This window comes from Citrobacter sp. Cu231, assembly GCF_030332265.1.
GTDB classification, from domain to species: Bacteria; Pseudomonadota; Gammaproteobacteria; order Enterobacterales; family Enterobacteriaceae; genus Citrobacter; species Citrobacter meridianamericanus.
The window spans coordinates 116,917-139,928 of the sequence record NZ_JAOWIE010000048.1; the positions used below are offsets into that span (position 1 = coordinate 116,917).

Consider the following 23,012-nt stretch of genomic DNA (forward strand, 5'->3'; position numbering starts at 1 on the left):
GCCAGCTATCATATTACAGGCTATTGAAAACGCGGTTTTCTTGTTCCTGTACACGAATAAACGTTGTACGTTTGGTCAGCTCTTTCAGACGGGAAGCACCAACATAGGTACAAGCAGAGCGCAGGCCGCCGAGGATATCGCGAGCGGTATTATCAACCGGGCCGCGCAGAGGCAGCTTAACGGTTTTACCTTCCGCTGCGCGGTACTGCGCAACGCCACCAACGTGACGCGTCATGGCAGATTCAGAGCTCATGCCGTAGAACAGCATGAATTTTTCGCCGTTTTCTTCAACAATTTTGCCGCCGCTTTCTTCATGACCAGCTAACATACCGCCGAGCATAACGAAGTCTGCACCGCCGCCAAACGCTTTTGCCACGTCACCTGGCATCGTGCAACCACCGTCGCTGACAATCATGCCACCTAGACCGTGAGCAGCATCGGCACATTCAATAACCGCCGAAAGTTGCGGATAGCCAACACCGGTTTTTACACGCGTGGTACATACAGAACCCGGGCCAATGCCGACTTTAACAATGTCCGCGCCGGAAAGTACCAGCTCTTCGCACATTTCTCCGGTGACCACATTACCCGCACAAATCGTTTTTGTCGGCCATGCTTCACGTGCTTTCGACACAAACTGAACAAAATGCTCTGAGTAGCCATTTGCCACATCAATGCAGATAAAGTTCAGCGCTGGGTTGAGCGCCAGAATCTGTTTGGTTTTTTCGAAGTCTGCGTCAGACGTGCCGGTTGAAACCATTACGTGTTTGAGTACATCGGCAGAAGTCTCTGCGATGAATGCGGCCCAGTCTTCAACAGAATAGTGTTTGTGCACAGCGGTCAGGATGTCGAAGGATGCCAGCGCCGTTGCCATGGCAAACGTACCGACAGTGTCCATGTTCGCGGCAATAATGGGAACGCCGGACCAGGTCTGACCTGAATGCTTAAAGGTAAATTGACGTTCCAGCTCAACATCGGAACGGCTTTTGAGAGTAGAACGCTTAGGGCGGATAAGAACGTCTTTGAAACCTAACTTCAGATCTTCTTCGATACGCATGTGCGGATTCCTGGGGTTAATGGCGAAAAATCGAAACTCACAACTCCAGTGACGCTATCATACGCACTAATCAATGCCGTGCAAGACTGCGAAATTCTCTTTTTTTACGCTACAATCCCATAAATTTACCTGGCGAATAGCAGGTTAATCCTGCAGCAGCCTCGCCTTCGCACGCTTAACTTTTAACTGTTTGATAATCAAACTTAAACTCCGGGATCTGCATCTATGAGGTATACGGTAGCCTTAACCGGCGGCATTGGCAGTGGTAAAAGCACCGTTGCAAATGCGTTCGCTGACCTCGGAATAAACGTCATTGATGCAGATATTATTGCGCGCCAGGTGGTTGAACCCGGCACACCCGCCCTTAAGGCGATTGAAGAACATTTTGGTTCCGAGGTGATTGCCGCAGACGGCTCGTTGCAGCGACGCATTTTACGCGAACGCATTTTTTCCGCCCCAGAGGAGAAAAAATGGCTGAATGCCCTGCTCCATCCGCTTATTCAGCAGGAAACGCAGCGCCAGTTTCAGCAAGCGACGTCCCCTTATCTGTTGTGGGTTGTACCTTTGCTGGTGGAAAATTCGCTGTATAAAAAAGCCAACCGCGTACTGGTGGTAGATGTTAACCCCGATACACAGCTCAGACGCACTATGCAGCGTGATGACGTCACGCGTGAGCATGTGGAACAAATTCTTGCTGCTCAGGCAACGCGTGAAGCGCGTTTGGCCGTGGCAGACGATGTTATTGATAATAATGGCGCACCGGAAGCCATCGCTTCGGATGTCGCCCGCCTGCACGCGCTCTATTTGCAATGCGCGTTGCAGTTTGTCTCACAGGAAAAACCGTAATGCACACCCAGGTCCTTTTTGAACACCCTCTCAATGAGAAGATGCGTACATGGCTGCGCATTGAGTTTTTAATCCAACAGCTCTCCGTTAATTTACCCATTGCGGACCATGCAGGTGCACTGCATTTTTTCCGTAATATCGGAGATTTACTGGATGTATTTGAACGCGGTGAAGTCCGTACCGAACTCCTCAAAGAGCTGGAAAGACAACAGCGTAAACTCCAGGCCTGGGTTGAAGTTCCCGGCGTCGATCAAAGCAGGATCGACGCTTTGCGCCAGCAGTTAAAAAGCGCAGGCAGCATTCTGATTTCGGCCCCGCGGATTGGACAAACGCTACGCGAAGATCGTCTGATTGGCCTCGTGCGTCAACGTTTAAGCATTCCTGGCGGGTGCTGCAGTTTCGATCTGCCAACCCTGCATATCTGGTTACATTTACCGCAATCACATCGCGACGCGCAGGTTGAAACCTGGCTTGCCAGCCTGAATCCGCTCAATCAGGCGCTGTCGCTGGTGCTGGATTTAATTCGCAACTCTGCGCCGTTTCGTAAGCAAACCAGCCTGAATGGTTTTTACCAGGACAACGGCGAAGATGCGGATCTTCTTCGCTTGCAGCTGCCGCTTGATTCGCAGCTTTATCCGCAAATCTCTGGTCATAAGAGCCGTTTTGCCATTCGTTTTATGCCGCTGGATAGCGAGAATGGCCAGGTGCCTGAGCGTCTAGATTTTGATCTGGCGTGCTGTTAAGGAGTCAACATGTCTGAACAAACCATCGTCAACTGCCCAACCTGCGGCAAACCCGTCGTGTGGGCTGAAGTCAGTCCGTTTCGCCCATTCTGCAGCAAGCGCTGCCAGTTAATCGATCTCGGTGAGTGGGCTGCAGAAGAGAAACGTATCCCAAGCTCAGGCGACTTGTCGGAAAGCGACGACTGGAGTGAAGAACAGAAGTAATTCGACTAAAACGGAGGGCGGGCAAGCGTACAGCCCCGCCCTAATTTGCCGGATACGGCGTTACCTTATCCGGCGTACGCGCGACGAACACCATTAACCAGCAATCAGCTTTTCAATGACCGGTGCATTCGCAGGCGGGAAATCTTCCGCATTCAAAGCATGTTGCCCAATCCACTGCGCTGGCTGCCCCTCTTTTCCCCACGGCTCGCCTTCCCAGCTTTCAACCAGCCAGAACCACAGCGTGATATGTCTGTCCGGAAACTGATACTCCAGCTTTTCGAACAACGAGCTTTGAGTCGGCGTAATACCAACTTCTTCCTGTAGCTCGCGAACCAGCGCCTGTTCCGGCGTTTCGCCCGCTTCTATTTTTCCGCCGGGGAACTCCAGCTTATTTGCCATGTGGGCATCCGCCGCACGCTGGGTTATAAAAATTTCATGTTGCGGATTACGAATAATTCCGACGGCGATCTGCAGTATTTTCATCTTTATCTTCCATAAAAAAGGCGCAGAATTCTGCGCCTTTTCAGTAAGTTATTTACTTAGCTCAGACGGCCATGGCACTGTTTGTATTTTTTGCCGGAACCGCAAGGACACGGATCGTTGCGACCCACTTTACGATCGCCGGTTTGTGCCGCCAGCTCTTCTGCCGCAGCAGAATCATCACCTTTATGGCTCAGTTGCTGCATCTGCGCTAAACGTTCAGCTTCTTCGCGACGCTGCTGCTCCATCGCTTCTACTTCTTCAGGCATACGCACCTGAACTTTGCTCAGGGTGCTGATCACTTCGTACTTCAGTGATTCCAGCATTGATGCAAACATAGAGAAGGATTCACGCTTGTATTCCTGTTTCGGATCTTTTTGCGCATAACCACGCAGGTGGATACCCTGACGCAGATAGTCCATCGCCGCAAGGTGCTCTTTCCACAGGGAGTCGAGAGTTTGCAGCATCACGCCTTTTTCAAAGTGACGCATCATCTCCGCGCCCACAACTTCTTCTTTACGCTGATAAACTTCTACGGCGTTTGCCAGAATTCGTTCGCGCAGCGTTTCTTCGTGCAGCTCAGGCTCCTTATCCAGCCACTCTGAAATCGGCATATCCAGATCGAAGTCGTTTTTCAGACGTTCCTGCAGACCCGGGATATCCCACATTTCTTCCAGAGATTGTGGCGGAATATAGGCATCAATCGTTGCTTTGAAGACATCTTCACGGATGCTGTTGATGGTTTCGCTAACGTCAGATACGTCCAGCAGTTCGTTACGCTGGGTGTAGATTGCGCGACGCTGGTCGTTGGCGACATCATCATATTCCAGCAATTGCTTACGAATGTCGAAGTTGCGACTTTCCACTTTACGCTGCGCGTTAGCAATCGCTTTGGTGACCCACGGGTGTTCAATCGCTTCACCTGGCTTCATACCCAGTTTACGCATCATGCCGGACACGCGGTCAGAGGCAAAAATACGCATCAGCGCATCTTCCATCGACAGATAGAAACGAGAAGAACCCGCATCCCCCTGACGTCCAGAACGACCACGCAGCTGGTTATCGATACGGCGAGATTCATGACGCTCAGTACCAATAATATGTAAACCACCGGCAGCTAACACTGCGTCATGGCGAACCTGCCAGGCGGCTTTGATCTGCGCGATTTGTTCCGGAGTCGGGTTTTCCAGCTCGGCAACTTCCGCCTGCCAGCTACCGCCCAGCACGATATCGGTACCACGACCCGCCATGTTAGTGGCGATTGTCACGGCCGACGGGTAACCCGCCTGCGCGACGATATCCGCTTCGCTGGCGTGGAACTTGGCGTTCAAAACGTTATGTTTGATACCAGCTTTGGTCAGTTCGTTAGAGACCACTTCAGATTTTTCAATAGAGATAGTACCCACCAGCACCGGCTGGCCATTTGCGGTACGTTCTTTAATATCTTCAATGATCGCCTGAATTTTTTCCGCTTCAGTCATGTACACCAGATCCGGTAAATCCTTACGAATCATCGGACGGTTGGTCGGCACAACCACGGTATCCAATTTGTAGATGGAGCTGAATTCAAAGGCTTCAGTATCTGCGGTACCGGTCATACCAGCCAGTTTTTCATACAAACGGAAGTAGTTCTGGAAGGTAATGGATGCCAGCGTCTGGTTCTCGTTCTGGATATCAACACCTTCTTTGGCTTCAACGGCCTGGTGCAGACCATCAGACCAGCGACGGCCCTGCATAGTACGGCCGGTGTGTTCGTCGACGATGATAACTTCGCCATCTTTTACGATGTAGTCGACATCGCGGGTAAACAGCACATGCGCGCGCAGTGCGGCTGTCACGTGGTGCATCAGCATAATGTTGCCAGGAGAGTACAGAGACTCGCCTTCATCCATAATACCTTCGTTAACCAGCAGCTCTTCAATCAGTACCAGACCACGTTCGGTCAGGTTAACCTGGCGCGCTTTCTCATCAACAGAGAAGTGGCCTTCCCCCTGGAACGTGTCGGAATCTTCCTTCTCCTGACGAATCAGGTGTGGGATGATTTTGTTCACTTTTTTATACATTTCCGAGCTGTCTTCAGCCGGACCGGAAATGATCAGCGGCGTACGCGCTTCATCGATCAGGATGGAGTCGACTTCATCGACCAGCGCATAATGCAGTTTACGCTGAACACGCTCTTCCGGGCTAAACGCCATGTTGTCGCGCAGGTAGTCAAAACCGTATTCGTTGTTAGTACCGTAAGTAATATCGGCATTGTAGGCCTCACGCTTGGCTGGCGCTGGCAGGCCAGACATGTTGATCCCTACGGTCATGCCGAGGAATTCAAACAGCGGGCGGTTATTTTCGGCGTCACGCTGAGCCAGATAGTCGTTCACGGTCACCACGTGTACACCCTTCCCGCTCAATGCGTTCAGGTAGGCAGGCAGCGTCGCGGTCAAGGTTTTACCTTCACCGGTACGCATTTCCGCGATACAGCGATCGTTAAGCACCATGCCGCCGAGCAGCTGGACGTCGAAGTGACGCATGCCGAATACGCGCTTACTCGCTTCACGGACCACCGCGAACGCTTCCGGGATTAGGCTCTCAACGCTGGCGCCTTTTTCCAGACGGGCGCGGAATTCAGCGGTCTTCGCTTTCAGTTCATCATCGGAGAGTTTTTCCATCTCCGGTTCCATTGCGTTGATAACATTGACCACTTTACGCATACGACGCAGCGTACGCTCGTTACGGCTACCGAATACTTTTGTTAATAATTTGATTAGCATAATAAAATCTCAAACGCCCCGCGGTGCGGAGTCAAAAATTATAAGTTGAAAGGTTCTTTTTTAGCTGAGGCGTTGAGGACCAGCGCGGATACCCTGCAACTGGCTGATCCAGACCGGAACGCTAAACGCGGCCTGAGAGGTAAAATGGGTATATGTCACGCGACTCACGGTCGCGGGCGGTCTGCCTTCTTGCGTCAGCATCGCGCTGAGCGTATTCAGCAACGCAAGATGGTGCGCCTGGATTGGCAACGGCTCTTCGGCAACAGGCAACGCCTGAGGAGCCATAGCAAAAGAAAGATGGCGAATAACCGTACGAATGGCATGCTGATGCCAGTAATCGACGGTAAAATTAGGGCGACGATTGGTCGCTTCCAGCAAAGCAAGCTGGCTAAAGTTAACTTTACCGGATTGATCGTGATTGCTGGCGGTTGCCTTCGCAGGGGTATTGGGTTCAGCAGCATTACTGAGCGCGGGCAGGCCAAAACTCGCCGCGACCATCCCCAACAGGAGATGCGGCCAGAAGTACCGTCTGCCTAACTGTCGCCAACGCGTCAGTATTCCACTCACGTTTTTGCCACCTGATATACCCTGCGTTTGGGGTTACGAATGCAAAACATTTTTTTGCGCACGAATCTTATCATTAAAGCGTACGCTCCACAGCAGTAATGACAACCAGCCATGGGTAAATATGCTCAAGAAAGCAGCGATCGCACACTATTTTAACCTAGTGGCAGGGAAAAATTTGCGTTGGAAAAGACTGCGTTAATGAGTACATAAAAAAACGACTGGCTCACCTGGCCGGAGAGAGTGCCAGATTTACCAGTCGAATTTATACGACAGCGTATGTCGTTATGCCAGTACGGTCGAAGGTGCTTTGAACGCCAGAGGCAGTTCTGCATCGTCCTGGAAGGTCACATATTCCCAGGCTTCCTGTTTTGCAAGGACTGCCTGCAACAGTTTGTTATTCAATGCATGACCGGATTTATACGCGGTGAATGCACCAATAATGTTGTGACCACACATGAACAAGTCACCAATCGCGTCAAGCATTTTGTGACGAACGAATTCGTCTTCAAAACGCAGACCGTCTTCGTTCAATACGCGATAATCGTCAACAACGATGGCACAATCGAAGCTGCCGCCCAAGGCCAGGCCACGGGACTGCAGATATTCGATATCACGCATGAAGCCGAAAGTACGCGCACGGCTGATCTGGCGCATGAACGCATCTGCAGAGAAGTTCATCGCATAGCGCTGCGTGCTGGCATCAATCGCCGGATGGTTAAAGTCGATGGTAAAATCCAACGAGAAACCATTAAACGGTTTGAATTCAGCCCACTTATCGCCATCTTCGACACGAACGGTCTCTTTGATGCGAACAAATTTCTTAGCGCTGTTCAGTTCTTCAATACCCGCATCGAGCAGCAGGTATACGAATGGAGCAGCACTACCATCCATGATCGGGATTTCCGGGGCGTTAACTTCAATAACAATGTTATCGATACCTAAGCCCGCCAGAGCAGCGTTAAGGTGCTCTACGGTTGAAATCCGCACATCATGCTCATTGACCAGACACGTACAGAGCATGGTATCACGCACAGATTTGGCATCGGCCGGGAAATCTACCGGAGGATTCAAGTCGGTGCGACGATAGATGACCCCGGTGTTGGCCGGCGCAGGGCGTAGCGTCAGCGTGACTTTTTTGCCGGTATGTAAACCGACGCCAGTCGCCTGAACGATACGTTTAAGTGTCCTTTGTTTGATCATCGTATAATCTCGCCAAATTAACTATCCAACCGAAGTGTACTATACATTCGGCGGGCCAGTTTAGCACAAAGAGCGCAGATTCCCAAATTCCAGCTAATTCTTAATCAGCTTGCTTACGCAGGAATGCTGGGATATCCAGATAATCCGGCTCTTTAGTGGTTTGCGGCGTATTGTCGTTAACCACTTTCGCTACCGGTTTTTGCTCTTGCGTCAACGGCGCCATGCCGTGTTGTTGGTAACGATCCATTACCGGCTGTTGTACCTGCTTGTTGGTTACCAGAGTGATTTCAGGACGCTTGTCCATACCAATTCCAGTCGCAACAACGGTTACGCGCAGTTCGTCGTTCATATCCGGGTCCAGAGAGGTACCGATTACCACGGTCGCGTTATCCGATGCAAAGGCACGGATGGTGTTACCCACGGTTTCGAATTCATCCAGACGCAGGTCGAAGCCCGCAGTAATGTTGACCAGCACGCCACGTGCGCCGGACAGATCGATGTCTTCCAACAGCGGAGAAGAAATTGCCATTTCAGCCGCTTCTTCTGCACGATCTTCACCGCTCGCCACGCCAGAACCCATCATTGCGTAGCCCATTTCAGACATCACGGTACGCACGTCTGCAAAGTCGACGTTCATCAGACCCGGACGGGTAATCAGTTCAGCGATACCCTGTACTGCGCCTTTCAGCACGTCATTCGCAGCGCCAAACGCATCCAGCAGGGAGATCCCGCGACCCAGCACTTTCAACAGTTTGTCATTCGGGATAGTGATCAGAGAGTCCACGTGTTTGGACAGCTCAGTGATACCCTGCTCCGCGAATGCCATACGCTTCTTGCCTTCAAAGTTGAAAGGCTTGGTCACGACAGCAACGGTCAGGATACCTAAATCTTTTGCCACTTCAGCCACTACTGGCGCTGCACCAGTACCGGTACCGCCGCCCATGCCAGCGGCGATAAACACCATGTCTGCACCGTCAAGCGCTGCACGCAGAGCTTCACGATCTTCATCTGCCGCATTGCGACCGACTTCCGGGTTTGCACCCGCGCCCAGACCTTTGGTGATGCCGCTACCAATCTGAATGGTCTGTCCTACCGCCGTCTTACGCAACGCCTGCGCGTCGGTATTCACCGCGAAGAATTCAACACCTTCGATGCGCTCGCGCACCATGTGTTCAACGGCATTACCGCCACCGCCGCCGACGCCGATGACTTTAATCACCGCGTCATTGGTAAGTTCCATAGGTTCAAACATAGTTTCTCTCTCCGTTGTGCCTGTCGCCTGAGACCGTTAATGTGCGTCGGTCTCTTTAAAAATTAAAACTCTTTTCTCAGCCAGCTATTGAGTCGTTTGATCCACGAGCCAACTGATGCCGTTACGCGTTTTTCTACTTCAGCCTCACCACTCAAATGGGATTCTTTCCCGTAATGAAGCAGCCCCACCGCCGTTGAATAATACGGCTCCTGAGCATAATCCGTCAGACCGGTAATATTCAGCGGTGCGCCAATACGCACTTGCGTATGGAACACACGTTGTGCGCAGGCCGCAAGGCCTTCAATTTGCGCAGCACCGCCGGTTAACACAATCCCCGCCGCCAGATGATGTTTCACACCCTGCTGACGAAGCTGTTCTTGTAATTGCAAAATTTCTTCGTTGACCAGGTTGAGCAGCTCGGTATAACGCGGCTCAATGACCTCTGCCAAAGTCTGACGTTGCAGGCTACGCGGTGGACGCCCCCCCACGCTTGGCACTTCAACGCTCTCGTCTTTACCCACGATGGAACCCAGTGCGCAACCATGACGCACTTTGATGGCTTCGGCATCGCTTGGCGGCGTACCAAAGGCATACGCGATATCGCTGGTCACGACATTCCCTGCATAAGGGATAACTTTAGTGTGGCGCAACGCCCCGCCAGTATAAACGGCGATGTCCATTGTACCACCACCAATATCGACCACGCAGACACCCAGCTCACGTTCATCTTCCGTCAAGACGGAATAACTGGCTGCCAACCCGGCAAAAATCAGTTGGTCAACTTTCAGACCACAACGTTCAACAGCTTTGACGATGTTCTTCGCCATGTCGTTGTGGCAGGTTATAAGGTGGACTTTTGCCTGCATACGCACGCCGGAAAGACCGACCGGATTTTTGATACCTTCCTGGTAGTCAATGGCGTATTCCTGCGGAATAACGTGCAGAACGCGATGTTCATCGCGAACACGTACGGACTTTGCCGTATGAACCACGTTTTCCACATCTTCCTGCGTCACTTCCTCTTCGGAAATGGGCACCATACCAATTTCATTCTGACAGCTAATGTGTTTACCGGAAAGCGCCAGATACACAGAGGAGATCTGGCAATCTGCCATCAGTTCAGCCTGGTCAATGGCGCGCTGTACGCACTTCACCACAGACTCAAGGTCGTTCACCCCGCCTTTATCCATACCTCGCGATGGGCAACTGCCCACGCCAATGATATTGACCATACCGTCGGGCAGAACTTCCCCTACTAAAGCGGCTACCTTCGCGGTGCCAATCTCCAGTCCAACTACCAGTTTTCTGTCCGTCGCCTTGATCATTGTTGTTCTGCCTGTGCCTGATTCTGTTGCTGATTAGATTCCTCAGGAGGCAAGGGAACCCAGCCTACTGCCGCTCCTGAGTCATAACGCAAATCAACGTAGCTAATCCGTTTGCCATCGGTTTGCGCCTGCTGCTGTAAAACCGGGTAGAGTTCCACAAAGCGAGCCAAACGTTTTATCGTATCGCCCCTGCCCAGATTCAGCTTAATATCGTTATTCAGCGTCAACTGCCAGGAACGACGAGCGGTCATTGCCGCTTCCTTCAGGGTGAATCTATCCTTAGCCAGCACCTGCCCCATATCACGGAACCCTTGCAACACTTCACTCGCGCTGCCTTCCGGCCCGTACAACATGGGTAATACCTGCTTATTGGCCCGACCGGTTGGGACGCTGAACGTATTTCCTTCGGCATCCACCATATGTTGGTCATTCCAACGCGCTATTGGCACATATTCAACCAGATGAATCTTCAATTCATCAGGCCATTGCTTTCTGACGCTCGCCTGTTTGATCCAGGGGAGACGTTCAATCTGGCTCTGGATGATGTTCACATCCTGAGTCATAAAGGTTCCCGGAGCGCCCAGCGCCAGGATGGACTGACGGATATCGTCATTGCGCGTGTAATGCCGTTCACCGGTTAACACCAGTTTTGACAATGGCAAACGCTGCGCATCTTCCATCCATCCCAATACTACCCAGCCGCTGACAAACACGGTGCACAGCACTGTCAACAGAAACAGTATTCCTGCAAGACGCGTTCCATTATTGCGGCGTGAGGAGTTTACTTCTTCTTCATCACCGTTTCGTGTGTTCAGCGCAGCCTGCGACATATCAGTCCGCCAACTCCAGAATTCGTACCACCAACTGCGAGAAGCTCAAACCCGCCTGACGCGCCGCCATCGGCACCAGGCTGTGGCTGGTCATACCCGGAGAGGTATTGGCTTCCAGCAGATAAAACTGGTCATCGCTGTCCAGCATGACGTCAATACGGCCCCAACCTTTACAGCCCAATGCGGTCCATGCTTTCAGGACTAATTCCTGCAAACGGGCCTCTTGTTCGACTTCCAGACCTGCTGGGCAGAAATATTGTGTCTCATCAGAGAGATACTTCGCCTCATAATCATAGAAGGTTCCCGCGGGTTGGATACGTATTGACGGTAAAATTTCTTCGCCGAGCATCGCAACTGTAAATTCCGGGCCACTGAGCCATTTTTCAATCAGTACTTCTTCATCATGCTGAAAAGCCAATGCTAATGCACCATGCAAAGCATTTTCTTCTTCAACTTTTGACATCCCTACGCTAGAGCCTTCACGGCTTGGCTTCACAATTAGCGGCAGGCCTAACGCAGAAATTTTTGTAACCACTTCATCGCTAAGACCTTTTTCGAACTCAGCGCGGGTCAGCGCAACCCAAGGTGCGACGGGTAAACCTGCGCCCTGCCACAGCAACTTGCTGCGCAGTTTGTCCATCGAAATCGCGGAAGCCATGACGCCGCTGCCAGTATACGGCAGGCCAATCAGCTCCAGCATGCCCTGCAACGTGCCATCTTCACCACCACGACCATGCAGCGCAATAAACGCCTTCTGAAAACCCATTGATTTCAGAAGAGTGACATCAACCTCTTTTGGGTCAATCGGATGGGCATCCACACCACCTTCACGTAACCCAGCCAGCACGGCCGCGCCGGAATTCAGCGATACTTCACGCTCTGCGGAGGTTCCCCCTAACAGGACCGCGATTTTATCAGCCATGTTGTCCTTCCTCCGGGTTTTGCGGCTTCAGTTTGATTTCAGCTAAGGAACGCGCGATTTTGCCGATATTTCCAGCGCCTTGCACCAAAATCAGATCGTTGCCGGTTAATACGGGGGCCAACATTTCAGCCGCCAGGGCCGGATCGGAGACCAGAATCGGATCGATCTTACCGCGACTGCGAATCGTACGGCACAGCGAGCGGCTGTCAGCACCCGGAATCGCGGCTTCGCCTGCGGCATACACATCCAGCATCAGCAGCGCATCGACCTGGGTCAGCACGTTGGCAAAGTCGTCGTATAAATCGCGCGTACGTGTGAACCGGTGCGGCTGGAACAGCATCACCAAATTTTTGTCCGGCCAGCCCGCGCGCGCAGCTTTGATCGTGGCGTCAACTTCCGTTGGGTGATGACCATAATCATCAACCAGCATCGCAGTCCCGGTTTTACCGTTCACCGGCTCAAGCGGGAATTCACCGAGGAAGTCAAAACGACGCCCGGTCCCCTGGAAACTTTCCAGCGCACGTAAAATAGCCTCGTCTTCAATACCTTCTTCTGTCGCGACCGCCACCGCCGCCGCCGCATTCAGGGCATTGTGGCGACCCGGCGCGTTTAACGTAACGCGTAAATCAGCCATCCCCTGGCGCAGCAGCGTAAAGTGCCCTTGTGGGCCGATCTGCTGGTAATCTTCAACGCGCACATCGGCATCGTCGCTAAAACCATAGGTTGTGGTTTGACGGCCGACTCGCGGTAACAGTTCGCGGATCACCGGATCGTCAACACACATCACCGCACGACCATAAAACGGCAAGTTATGCAGGAAATTTATAAACGTCTGCTTTAAATTTTCGAAGTCGCCATGGTAGGTATCCATATGGTCAGCTTCGATATTGGTGACAATCGCCACCATCGGCTGCAAATGCAGGAATGATGCGTCGCTCTCATCCGCTTCGGCAATCAAATAACGGCTATGACCCAGACGCGCATGGACGCCTGCTGCTTTCACCAGACCACCGTTGACGAAAGTCGGATCCAGACCCGCTTCCGCATAGATGCTGGAGACCATCGCCGTGGTCGTGGTTTTACCGTGCGTCCCGGCAATGGCGATACCGTGACGAAAACGCATTAACTCCGCCAGCATTTCAGCACGACGGATCACCGGAATGCGCGCTTCATGCGCCGCAACAATTTCCGGGTTATCTGCAGAAATAGCGCTGGATACCACCACCACGCTCGCATCACGCACGTTTTCCGGGCGGTGATTAAAGAAAATCGTGGCGCCCAGATTCGTCAACTGCTGCGTCACCGGATTCGGCGCTAAGTCAGAACCGCTGATCTGATAACCTTCATTGGCCAAAACTTCGGCAATACCGCCCATACCAGCACCACCGATGCCGACAAAGTGAATGTGCCGAACGCGACGCATTTCGGGCACGATGGAACGCAGTTTTGCCAGTTGTTGTGTATTCATTCTTTAGCCATTAACTTCTTAGTTCATGCGATGCAAAAGGCATCACCACAATTACGCCCGGGCAGCCCGGCTCACTTCGTTTGCAACACGCTCTGTGGCATCCGGTATGGATGCGGCGCGCGCACGTTCTGCCATGGTTAATAAGGTTTCTCGCGACCACCCGGCAAGGGTGCTGGCGACGGCATCCACAGTAAACTGCGGCTGCTCAAGAATTTTGGCCGCGCCCGCTTTCTCCAGCGGCAGCGCATTCCAGTATTGCTGTCTGTCTTTGTGCTGGAACGGTACAAACAGCGCAGGCAAACCTGCGGCGGCAATTTCGCTCACCGTCAGCGCACCTGAGCGACAGACCACGACATCCGCCCACGCGTAAGCTGCCGCCATATCATCAATAAACTCAGTGACCTTGTGTTGCGGTTGTCCCGCGTCGACATAAGCCTGCTCAACGGTTTGCTGCGCACCTTTACCGCTCTGATGCCAGATAGTCACCGCATCACCAAGCCTGGCGGCAACCTGCGGCATCGTCTGGTTAAGCACGCGTGCGCCCTGAGAACCACCGACGACTAGCACGCGAACCGGACCTTCACGTCCAGCCAGACGCGCTTCAGGTAATGGCAGCGCCAGCACGTCAGTACGTACCGGGTTGCCCACCACATCCGCATTTGGGAATGCGCCAGGAAAGGCTTGCATCACCTTCGTTGCAATCTTCGCCAGCCATTTGTTGGTTAATCCAGCAATGCCGTTCTGCTCATGCAGAACCACCGGAATGCCTAATGACCAGGCCGCCAGACCGCCAGGGCCAGACACGTAGCCGCCCATACCCAGCACCACATCAGGCTTAAACTGCTTCATGATGGCGCGCGCCTGACGCCAGGCATTAAAAATACGCACGGGCGCGGCAAGCAGTGCGTTAACGCCTTTGCCACGCAAACCGGAGATGCGAATAAAGTCAATTTCAATGCCATGTTTCGGCACTAAGTCCGCTTCCATACGATCGGCGGTGCCCAGCCAACGAACCTGCCAGCCCTGCGCCATTAAATGGTGCGCGACCGCCAGCCCCGGGAACACATGCCCGCCGGTACCGCCCGCCATCACCATTAACCGCTTCGGTTGACCACTCATCGTGCACCTCGTGTAAACGCCTGGGCTTTTTCCAGACGCGTTTCATAATCAATACGTAACAAAAACATGATGGCCGTCGACATAATCAACAAACTGGAACCACCATAACTGATCAGCGGCAACGTCAGACCTTTGGTTGGCAGCATACCTGCCGCCGCACCGACATTTACCAGCGCCTGGAAGCTAAACCAGATCCCGATGGAGCAGGCTAAAAAGCCTGAAAAACGGTGATCAATTTCCAGCGCTTTACGACCAATCGACATCGCGCGAAAAGCGACGAAGAATACCATTAAAAGTGCCAATACCACACCGATATAACCCAGCTCCTCCCCAATGATGGCGAAGATGAAGTCGGTGTGCGCTTCCGGTAAATACTCCAGTTTTTGTACTGAATTACCTAAGCCTTGTCCCCAAACCTCACCGCGACCAAAAGCCATCAGAGATTGTGTCAGCTGGTAACCGCTGCCGAACGGATCTTCCCACGGGTTCCAGAAAGAAGTTACGCGGCGAATACGATACGGCTCGGCAAGGATCAGCAGTACGACCGCCGAAATCCCCATGCCGATGATGGCGATGAACTGCCACAGTTTCGCGCCGGCGAGAAACAGCATCGCCAAAGTAGTAACAAACAGCACCACCACCGTACCAAGGTCAGGCTGCGCCAGCAGTAAAATAGCCAGCACCAGGATCACGCCCATCGGTTTTAAGAAGCCGCGCAGGTTGTTACGCACCTCATCCACTTTACGCACCAGGTAATTGGCGAGATAACAGAACAGCGACAGCTTGGTAAATTCTGCTGGCTGAATACGCAGCGGACCCAACGCAATCCAGCGCGACGCCCCGTTAACGGAGCTACCCACCACCAGCACGATCAGCAGCATGATGATTGAGGCTATCAGCATCGTCGTACTGTACTTTTGCCAGAACTCCATCGGCAGACGCAGCGTCACCATCGCCAGACAAAACGCGAGGAAGATGTACAACGCGTCACGCTTAGCAAACAGGAAAGGATCACCCGCCAGGCGTTGCCCTACGGGCATCGATGCCGATGTCACCATCACGAAGCCGATAGCCGCCAAACCAAAGGTTAGCCACAGCAGCATGCGGTCATACATGATCAGGCTGTCGGCGTCTTTATCACGCGAAGCCATCACCCAGCCTTTAAGCGCCGCGAAGATCCACGCCAGGACACCCAGTCCTGGTAAGCGCGGCAGTCTCAGACGAGGGAGAGATAAGCGCATCAACCCAACTCCTTCGCCAGACGGGCAAAGACATCACCGCGTTGCTCAAAGTTCTTGAACTGATCGAGGCTGGCGCAGGCTGGCGACAGCAGCACCATATCGCCCGACTTCACGCGCGGCGCAAGCAGACGCATAGCCTGCTCCATAGTTTCAGTTTGTTCCGCAATCTCAGGTCGCAGAGCGGCGAGTTGCGCGCCATCGCGGCCAAAGCAGTACAGACGAATGTTATTGCCGGTCAGGTAACGCTGCAGCGGCATAAAGTCAGCGGATTTCCCGTCGCCGCCCAGCAGCAGATGCAGCGTGCCGTCAACGTGCAGGCCATTCAGTGCGGCTTCAGTGCTGCCGACGTTGGTGGCTTTAGAATCGTTAATCCAGCGTACGCCGTTATGGTTCAGCACCAACTGAAAACGGTGCGCCAGACCGGTAAAGGTGGTCAGCGCTTTCAGACTCGACGCCCGTGGTAAACCTGCGGCATCCGCCAGCGCCAGCGCAGCCAGGGCGTTGGTATAGTTATGCTGACCTGAAAGCGTCATCTCTTTCACGTTGAGGACTTTTTCCCCTTTCACCCGCAGCCAGGTTTCGCCCTGCTGACGATTCAGGTGATAGTCCCCCATATTGACGCCAAAGCTCACGCAGCGCTCATCCGCCCCGCGAATCGGCATGGTCAGCGCATCATCGGCGTTGACCACACATACTTTCGCGTTCTCATAGACGCGCAGTTTGGCCGCACGGTACTGCTGCAGGCCAAACGGATACCTGTCCATATGATCTTCGGTGACGTTCAAAATGGTGGCCGCCACGGCCTGTAAACTGGAGGTTGTTTCCAGTTGGAAGCTCGACAGCTCGAGAACATACAGCTCGCGTTCGTCGTCCAGCAGCATCAGCGCAGGCAGGCCAATATTACCGCCAACCCCCACATTCACACCGGCAGCTTTCGCCATCTCGCCGACCAGCGTAGTGACGGTACTTTTCCCGTTGGACCCGGTGATCGCGACGATCGGCGCCTGAGCTTCGCGACAAAACAGCTCAATGTCGCCAACAATTTCAATCCCGGCATCAGCAGCAGCGCTCAACGAAGGGTGCGCCAGGGCAATACCAGGGCTGGCGACGATGAGATCGGCAGCCAGCAGCCAGTCATCATTCAGGCTACCAACATGACGCTCAACCGCTTCCGGTAATTTATCCAGACCAGGCGGCGTCGCACGGGTATCCATCACGCGCGGCGTCACGCCACGCGCCAGGAAGAAATCCACGCAGGACAGTCCGGTCAACCCCAGACCGATAATGACGACTTTTTTACCCTGGTAATCAGCCATGATTAACGTACCTTCAGCGTTGCCAGGCCAATCAGCACCAGCATCAGCGAAATAATCCAGAAGCGCACAATGACGCGCGGTTCCGGCCAGCCCTTCAGTTCATAGTGGTGGTGAATCGGCGCCATACGGAAGATGCGCTGTCCGCGCAGCTTAAATGAGCCAACCTGCAGAATGACCGACAGCGTTTCTACAACAAATACGCCGCCCATGATCACCAGCAGGAACTCCTGACGCAGCAGCACGGCAATAATGCCCAGCGCGCCGCCCAGCGCCAGCGATCCGACGTCGCCCATAAAGACCTGCGCCGGATAGGTGTTAAACCACAGGAAGCCCAGGCCCGCGCCGACAATCGCCGTACAGACGATCACCAGCTCACCCGCATGACGTAAATAGGGAATGTGCAGATAGCTGGCGAAGTTCATGTTACCGGTCGCCCACGCCACCAGCGCAAAGCCTGCTGCGACGAACACAGTCGGCATAATGGCAAGGCCATCCAGACCGTCGGTGAGATTGACCGCGTTGCCGGTCCCCACAATCACGAAGTACGCCAGCAGAACATAGAACAGACCCAGTTGCGGCATCACGTCTTTAAAGAACGGCACCACCAACTCGGTCGCCGGAGTATCTTTACCGGCCAGATACAGCGCAAAGGCCACGCCCAGCGCAATCACCGACATCCAGAAATATTTCCAGCGCGCAATCAGGCCTTTGGTGTCTTTGCGTACTACTTTGCGGTAGTCATCGACAAAACCGATAATGCCGTAACCGATCAGAACCACCAGCACGCACCAGACGTACGGGTTCGACGGGTATGCCCACAACAGAACAGAGATAACAATTGCGGTGAGGATCATAATCCCGCCCATGGTAGGCGTACCGCGTTTACTGAAGTGCGATTCCGGACCGTCGTTACGCACGACCTGTCCGAAGGACATTTTTTGCAAGCGGGCGATCATGCGCGGGCCCATCCACAAAGAGATGAACAGCGCGGTCAGCAGGCTGACGATGGCGCGAAACGTCAGATAGGAAAAGACGTTAAAGCCGGAATAATATTTGACCAAATGTTCGGCCAGCCAAACTAACATGTCCCATTCTCCTGTAATGCGCGTACTACCTCTTCCATGGCGGCACTACGTGAACCCTTCACTAAAATCGTCATGACCTGATGTTCTGCAATCAATGCTTTAAGATGCGCGGTCAGCGCGGTTTTATCCGCAAAATGCTCACCAACGCCGCTGGCATGGCTAATTGCCTGACTCAGTTTCCCTGTACTCAGCACACGGTCGATACCCGCCGCCTTCGCAGCGATACCCACCTGCACGTGACATGCTTCGCTTTCCGCGCCAAGCTCTGCCATATCGCCAACCACCAGCACGCGATAGCCTGGCATTTCAGACAGCACCTGTACCGCTGCGGTCATGGATCCGACGTTAGCGTTATAGGAGTCGTCCAGCAGCAGTTGGTTTTCTGCCAGTTGAATCGGGAACAGACGCCCCGGTACCGCTTGCAAATCCTTCAGACCCGCTTTGATCGCATCGTGTGTCGCGCCTACCGCCATAGCGAGCGCCGCCGCCGCCAGGGCGTTAGCAATGTTATGGCGACCCGGCAGCGGTAGCAGAACATCAATGCTTCCGGTTGGCGTTTGCAGCGTAAATTCCGTGCCGTGTGAGGTCACATGTACGTTGGCCGCCGAAAAGTCGCTGTTAGCCGCATTCGGCGAAAAACGCCAGACTTTGCGATTGCCGATAATGTTCTGCCAGTTCAGCCAGTCGTTGTTGTCGGCATTCATAATGGCGATACCGTTCGCTGACAGGCCGGTAAAAATCTCACCTTTTGCCTTCGCTACGCCCGCCAGAGAGCCGAAACCTTCCAGATGCGCGGCGGCAAGGTTGTTCACCAGCGCGGCTTCCGGGCGAGTCAGGCCAACGGTCCAGGCGATTTCACCCTGATGATTGGCGCCGAGCTCAATCACGGCATAGTCGTAATCGTTGTTTAAGCGCAGCAGCGTCATCGGAACGCCGATGTCGTTATTCAGGTTTCCCGCGGTATATAACGTGTTGCCACACTTACTCAAAATGGAGGCCGTCATCTCTTTGACTGACGTTTTACCAGAAGAGCCGGTCAACGCGACAACACGCGCCGGAACCTGGGCGCGTACCCACGCTGCCAGTTCACCAAACGCCAGACGCGTATCGTTAACAATCAACTGCGGCAGATCGGTGTCCAGAGGACGGCTGACCAACAGCGCGCCCGCCCCGCTCTCTTGTGCCTTGTCGGCAAAATCATGAGCGTCAAAACGTTCGCCTTTCAGTGCCACAAACAGGCAGCCTGGCGTCACTTTACGCGTATCGGTTGTCACCGCATCAAGGGTCAGATCGGCCCCTTTCAGTTCGCCACGGAGGATCTCAGCCAGTTGGCTGAGCGTTACGCTAATCATGCGATTACCCCCAGCAGGCGCGCTGTCGTTACGCGGTCAGAATAGTCAAGGCGCTGTGCGCCGACGATCTGGTAGTCTTCGTGACCTTTCCCGGCCACCAGCACCACGTCGTTTTCCTTCGCCTGCATAATGGCGTTTGTCACCGCTTCTGCGCGACCTTCCATCACCTTCGCCTGCCCGGCATCCAGCATCCCCGCCAGAATATCGTTAATAATGGCGCGCGGCTCTTCGGTACGCGGGTTGTCATCGGTCACCACAACAACATCTGCAAACTGCTCGGCAATTGCGCCCATCAACGGACGTTTGCCTTTATCGCGATCCCCGCCGCAGCCAAAGACGCACCACAGTTTGCCAGTGCAGTGCAAACGCGCTGCCTGCAGCGCTTTTTCCAGCGCATCTGGCGTATGGGCGTAATCAACCACCACGGTGGTTTTACCCGGTGCGCTGAACACTTCCATGCGCCCGCAAACCGGCTGTAATTGTGCCGCCGTTTTCAGTAAATCAGCTAACGGATACCCCAGCGCCAGCAGCGTTGCCAGCGCCAGCAGCAGATTGCTGACGTTAAACGCCCCCATCAGGCGGCTTTCAATTTCGCCGTCGCCCCATGAGGAGGAAAATCGAATCGTCGCGCCGCTGTCGTGATAATCCACGTCAATCGCTTTTAACCAACGACCGTGACAGTTCGGGTTGATATGGCCTTCCATCGACACAGCAACCGCATCCGGCAATTTTGCCAGCCAGCGACGACCGACTTCATCATCCGCATTGACAATAGCCTGACCGCAATGGTGCGTGGAATACAGCAGCCATTTCGCGGCTTCGTAGTGCTCCATATCGCCGTGGTAATCCAGATGATCGCGGCTCAGGTTGGTGAATACCGAGGCGGCAAACTTCAGCGCCGCCACACGATGTTGCACCAGACCGTGCGAGGAGACTTCCATCGCGCCCACCGTGGCACCCTGCGCAACCAGCCCTGCCAGCACATGCTGGACATCAACGGCTGAACCGGTGGTGTTTTCCGTTGGGATCACTTTACCCAACAGGCCATTGCCTACCGTGCCCATTACCGCGCTGGTTTCACCAAGCAGTTGGCTCCACTGTGCCAGCAATTGGGTGGTGGTGGTTTTACCGTTCGTCCCGGTCACGCCGACCAGACGCATTTTCTCAGAAGGCTCGTGGTAAAAACGGCCTGCCAGTGCAGATAAGCGTTCGTTAAGCTGGCTCAGATAGATAACCGGTACACCGTGCATTTCGCGGATTTCACCGTCAGCAGCTTCATCTTTTGCTTCTGCAATAATGGCAGCCACACCTTGCGCTATCGCCTGCGGGATATACCGACGCCCGTCCGCCTGATGACCCAATACTGCGACAAAGAGATCGCCTGATGCAGCCACACGGCTGTCGAGCGTCATCTCCCGCAGTGCTCGCTCCGGTGCACCCGGCACCCATGGAGCAAGAAGGTCGCGCAAATTACGATCTGCCACCTGTTGCCTCGCCTTGATTATTCACAAATTCATTTTTATCGCCCGTTGTCAGCGCATCCGGCTCGATGTTCATGGTGCGCAGAACGCCGCCCATGATGGCACCAAAGACCGGCGCGGAAACGGCGCCACCGTAGTATTTACCCGCCTGCGGATCGTTGATAACAACAACCAGCGCGAAGCGCGGCTGACTCGCAGGCGCAACGCCTGCGGTATAAGCAATGTATTTGTTGATGTAGCGGCCATCCGGCCCTACTTTTTTCGCCGTACCGGTTTTAATGGCGATACGATAGCCTTTAATCGCCGCCTTCACGCCGCCGCCACCGGGCAGCGCCACGCTTTCCATCATGTGCACCACGGTGCGTACGGTCGCTTCCGGGAAGATACGCTCGCCCGGAACGGGAGGATCAACTTTGGTAATCGACAGCGGGCGATAAACGCCATAGCTGCCGATCGTTGCGTAGACTCGCGCTAACTGTAACGGCGTTACCATCAGCCCGTAGCCGAAAGAGAAGGTGGCCCTCTCTATGTCAGACCACCGTTGTTTTTGAGGATATAAGCCACTGCGTTCTCCGACCAACCCCAAATTGGTCGCTTTTCCCAGCCCAAAACGTGAGTAAGTGTCTACTAACGCTGAGGACGGCATCGCTAACGCCAGCTTGGAAACACCGACGTTACTCGACTTCTGCAAAACCCCGGTGAGGGTCAATTCGCTATAACGCGCCACGTCTTTGATTTCGTGGCCATTAATTCGGTAAGGGATAGTGTTGAGCACGGTGTTTTCGCGTACAACGCCACGCTGCAGCGCCGTCATCACCACCATCGGCTTAACGGTAGAACCCGGTTCAAACACGTCGGTAATGGTACGGTTGCGCATAGCGTCTTTTGGCGTACCGGTGAGATTGTTTGGGTTGTAAGACGGGCTGTTCGCCATCGCCAGCACTTCACCAGTATTTACATCCACCAGCACCGCGCTGCCTGATTCCGCCTTGTTAAAGGCCACAGCGTTATTCAGTTCACGGTAGACCAGCGCCTGTAAACGCTCATCAATACTCAGCGCAAGGTTATGCGCCGCCTGGCTGTCGGTAGAGGAAATATCCTCAATGACGCGGCCATAACGGTCTTTACGTACAATACGCTCACCCGGTTGTCCGGTGAGCCATTTGTCGAAGCTTTTCTCAACGCCTTCAATCCCCTGACTGTCGACGTTAGTAAAACCGATGAGGTGAGCGGTCACTTCTCCGGAAGGATAGTAACGGCGGGACTCTTCACGCAGGTGAATCCCTGGCAGCTTGAGTTTTTTGATGTAGTCAGCCATGTCAGGGTTTACCTGACGTGCCAGATAGATAAAGCGTCCTTTCGGGTTGGCGTTAATGCGGGAAGCCAGTTGATCAAGCGGGATATTCAGGGCCGTCGACAGCGCTCGCCAGCGCTCGCCAACGCTCACGCCGCCTGCATCATGCACCTCTTTCGGATCGGCCCAAATCGCCTTCACCGGTACGCTCACCGCCAGCGGACGTCCTGAACGGTCGGTAATCATTCCGCGCGAGGTGGACACTTCCTGGACGCGCAGAGAGCGCATATCGCCCTGACGTACCAGCATGTCCGGCGCGATGATTTGCAGCCAGGCAACGCGCCCCAGCAGAAAACCCAGTGCCAGCAAAATACAGCCGCACAGTAACGCAAAACGCCAACTGATAAAGTTGGCTTGTTCTTCCTGGCGTTTTGGTTTGTGCGTTTTTGCCGCTGCTTTCATGCG

Annotated in this window: 20 protein-coding genes; 3 read left to right on the plus strand and 17 right to left on the minus strand. The window is 53.9% G+C overall.

The window, feature by feature from the left end; all coding sequences use genetic code 11:
- Window positions 1-13: 13 nt before the first annotated feature.
- On the minus strand, window positions 14-1,057 hold the full coding sequence (locus tag OGY15_RS21555; RefSeq protein ID WP_003018732.1) for a GMP reductase: 1,044 nt from the start codon (window positions 1,055-1,057) through the stop codon (window positions 14-16).
- 225 nt (window positions 1,058-1,282) lie between these two features.
- Between OGY15_RS21555 and coaE the strand changes: the two genes are divergently transcribed.
- Genes coaE through yacG form a run of 3 tightly spaced genes read left to right on the plus strand, consistent with a single transcriptional unit; the run spans window position 1,283 to window position 2,850 of the window.
- Window positions 1,283-1,903: a dephospho-CoA kinase gene (gene coaE / locus OGY15_RS21560; RefSeq protein WP_210904432.1), complete on the plus strand. Its 621-nt coding sequence runs from the start codon at window positions 1,283-1,285 to the stop codon at window positions 1,901-1,903.
- The gene (zapD, locus tag OGY15_RS21565; protein ID WP_151216745.1) at window positions 1,903-2,646 is read left to right on the plus strand and encodes a cell division protein ZapD; all 744 of its coding nucleotides are present in this window, start codon (window positions 1,903-1,905) and stop codon (window positions 2,644-2,646) included. The genes coaE and zapD overlap by 1 nt, the downstream gene beginning before the upstream one ends.
- 9 nt (window positions 2,647-2,655) lie before the next feature.
- The gene (yacG, locus tag OGY15_RS21570) at window positions 2,656-2,850 is read left to right on the plus strand and encodes a DNA gyrase inhibitor YacG (RefSeq protein WP_003018740.1); all 195 of its coding nucleotides are present in this window, start codon (window positions 2,656-2,658) and stop codon (window positions 2,848-2,850) included.
- Between the two features lie 93 nt (window positions 2,851-2,943).
- Here the strand turns inward: yacG and mutT are convergent, their stop codons facing one another.
- The 16 genes from mutT to ftsI form a co-directional block, all read right to left on the minus strand.
- Window positions 2,944-3,333: an 8-oxo-dGTP diphosphatase MutT gene (mutT, locus tag OGY15_RS21575; protein ID WP_151216744.1), complete on the minus strand. Its 390-nt coding sequence runs from the start codon at window positions 3,331-3,333 to the stop codon at window positions 2,944-2,946.
- Window positions 3,334-3,389: 56 nt separating this feature from the next.
- Entirely contained in the window at window positions 3,390-6,095 is a 2,706-nt protein-coding gene (gene secA, locus OGY15_RS21580; RefSeq protein WP_151216743.1) for a preprotein translocase subunit SecA, read from the minus strand.
- A gap of 60 nt (window positions 6,096-6,155) precedes the next feature.
- Entirely contained in the window at window positions 6,156-6,662 is a 507-nt protein-coding gene (secM, locus tag OGY15_RS21585) for a secA translation cis-regulator SecM (RefSeq protein WP_151216742.1), read from the minus strand.
- A 282-nt stretch (window positions 6,663-6,944) separates the two neighbouring features.
- On the minus strand, window positions 6,945-7,862 hold the full coding sequence (gene lpxC, locus OGY15_RS21590) for a UDP-3-O-acyl-N-acetylglucosamine deacetylase (protein WP_003018750.1): 918 nt from the start codon (window positions 7,860-7,862) through the stop codon (window positions 6,945-6,947).
- Window positions 7,863-7,962: 100 nt separating this feature from the next.
- Window positions 7,963-9,114 (minus strand): cell division protein FtsZ, encoded by a 1,152-nt coding sequence (ftsZ, locus tag OGY15_RS21595; protein WP_003018753.1) that lies wholly within the window; start codon window positions 9,112-9,114, stop codon window positions 7,963-7,965.
- A 62-nt stretch (window positions 9,115-9,176) separates the two neighbouring features.
- Window positions 9,177-10,439 carry a cell division protein FtsA gene (ftsA, locus tag OGY15_RS21600; protein WP_003018755.1) on the minus strand — a complete coding sequence of 421 codons (1,263 nt, stop codon included), beginning with the start codon at window positions 10,437-10,439 and terminating at the stop codon, window positions 9,177-9,179.
- Window positions 10,436-11,269 (minus strand): cell division protein FtsQ, encoded by an 834-nt coding sequence (gene ftsQ / locus OGY15_RS21605; protein WP_003018758.1) that lies wholly within the window; start codon window positions 11,267-11,269, stop codon window positions 10,436-10,438. The genes ftsA and ftsQ overlap by 4 nt, the downstream gene beginning before the upstream one ends.
- Before the next feature lies 1 nt (window position 11,270).
- The gene (locus tag OGY15_RS21610; RefSeq protein WP_187253720.1) at window positions 11,271-12,191 is read right to left on the minus strand and encodes a D-alanine--D-alanine ligase; all 921 of its coding nucleotides are present in this window, start codon (window positions 12,189-12,191) and stop codon (window positions 11,271-11,273) included.
- On the minus strand, window positions 12,184-13,659 hold the full coding sequence (gene murC / locus OGY15_RS21615) for a UDP-N-acetylmuramate--L-alanine ligase (RefSeq protein WP_151216741.1): 1,476 nt from the start codon (window positions 13,657-13,659) through the stop codon (window positions 12,184-12,186). The genes OGY15_RS21610 and murC overlap by 8 nt, the downstream gene beginning before the upstream one ends.
- Window positions 13,660-13,710: 51 nt before the next feature.
- Window positions 13,711-14,778, minus strand: coding sequence for an undecaprenyldiphospho-muramoylpentapeptide beta-N-acetylglucosaminyltransferase (murG, locus tag OGY15_RS21620; protein WP_151216740.1), 1,068 nt, complete (start codon window positions 14,776-14,778; stop codon window positions 13,711-13,713).
- Window positions 14,775-16,019: a cell division protein FtsW gene (gene ftsW / locus OGY15_RS21625; protein WP_149691212.1), complete on the minus strand. Its 1,245-nt coding sequence runs from the start codon at window positions 16,017-16,019 to the stop codon at window positions 14,775-14,777. Before ftsW ends, murG begins: the two co-directional genes overlap by 4 nt.
- The gene (gene murD / locus OGY15_RS21630; protein ID WP_151216738.1) at window positions 16,019-17,335 is read right to left on the minus strand and encodes a UDP-N-acetylmuramoyl-L-alanine--D-glutamate ligase; all 1,317 of its coding nucleotides are present in this window, start codon (window positions 17,333-17,335) and stop codon (window positions 16,019-16,021) included. Before murD ends, ftsW begins: the two co-directional genes overlap by 1 nt.
- Before the next feature lie 2 nt (window positions 17,336-17,337).
- Complete coding sequence (mraY, locus tag OGY15_RS21635) at window positions 17,338-18,420, minus strand: phospho-N-acetylmuramoyl-pentapeptide-transferase (RefSeq protein WP_045439803.1); 1,083 nt, start codon at window positions 18,418-18,420, stop codon at window positions 17,338-17,340.
- Complete coding sequence (gene murF, locus OGY15_RS21640; RefSeq protein ID WP_187259103.1) at window positions 18,414-19,772, minus strand: UDP-N-acetylmuramoyl-tripeptide--D-alanyl-D-alanine ligase; 1,359 nt, start codon at window positions 19,770-19,772, stop codon at window positions 18,414-18,416. The genes mraY and murF overlap by 7 nt, the downstream gene beginning before the upstream one ends.
- The gene (murE, locus tag OGY15_RS21645; protein ID WP_286541048.1) at window positions 19,769-21,256 is read right to left on the minus strand and encodes a UDP-N-acetylmuramoyl-L-alanyl-D-glutamate--2,6-diaminopimelate ligase; all 1,488 of its coding nucleotides are present in this window, start codon (window positions 21,254-21,256) and stop codon (window positions 19,769-19,771) included. Before murE ends, murF begins: the two co-directional genes overlap by 4 nt.
- A complete protein-coding gene (ftsI, locus tag OGY15_RS21650; protein WP_151224550.1) occupies window positions 21,243-23,009 on the minus strand; it encodes a peptidoglycan glycosyltransferase FtsI in 1,767 nt (588 codons plus the stop codon). The genes murE and ftsI overlap by 14 nt, the downstream gene beginning before the upstream one ends.
- Between the last annotated feature and the right edge of the window lie 3 nt (window positions 23,010-23,012).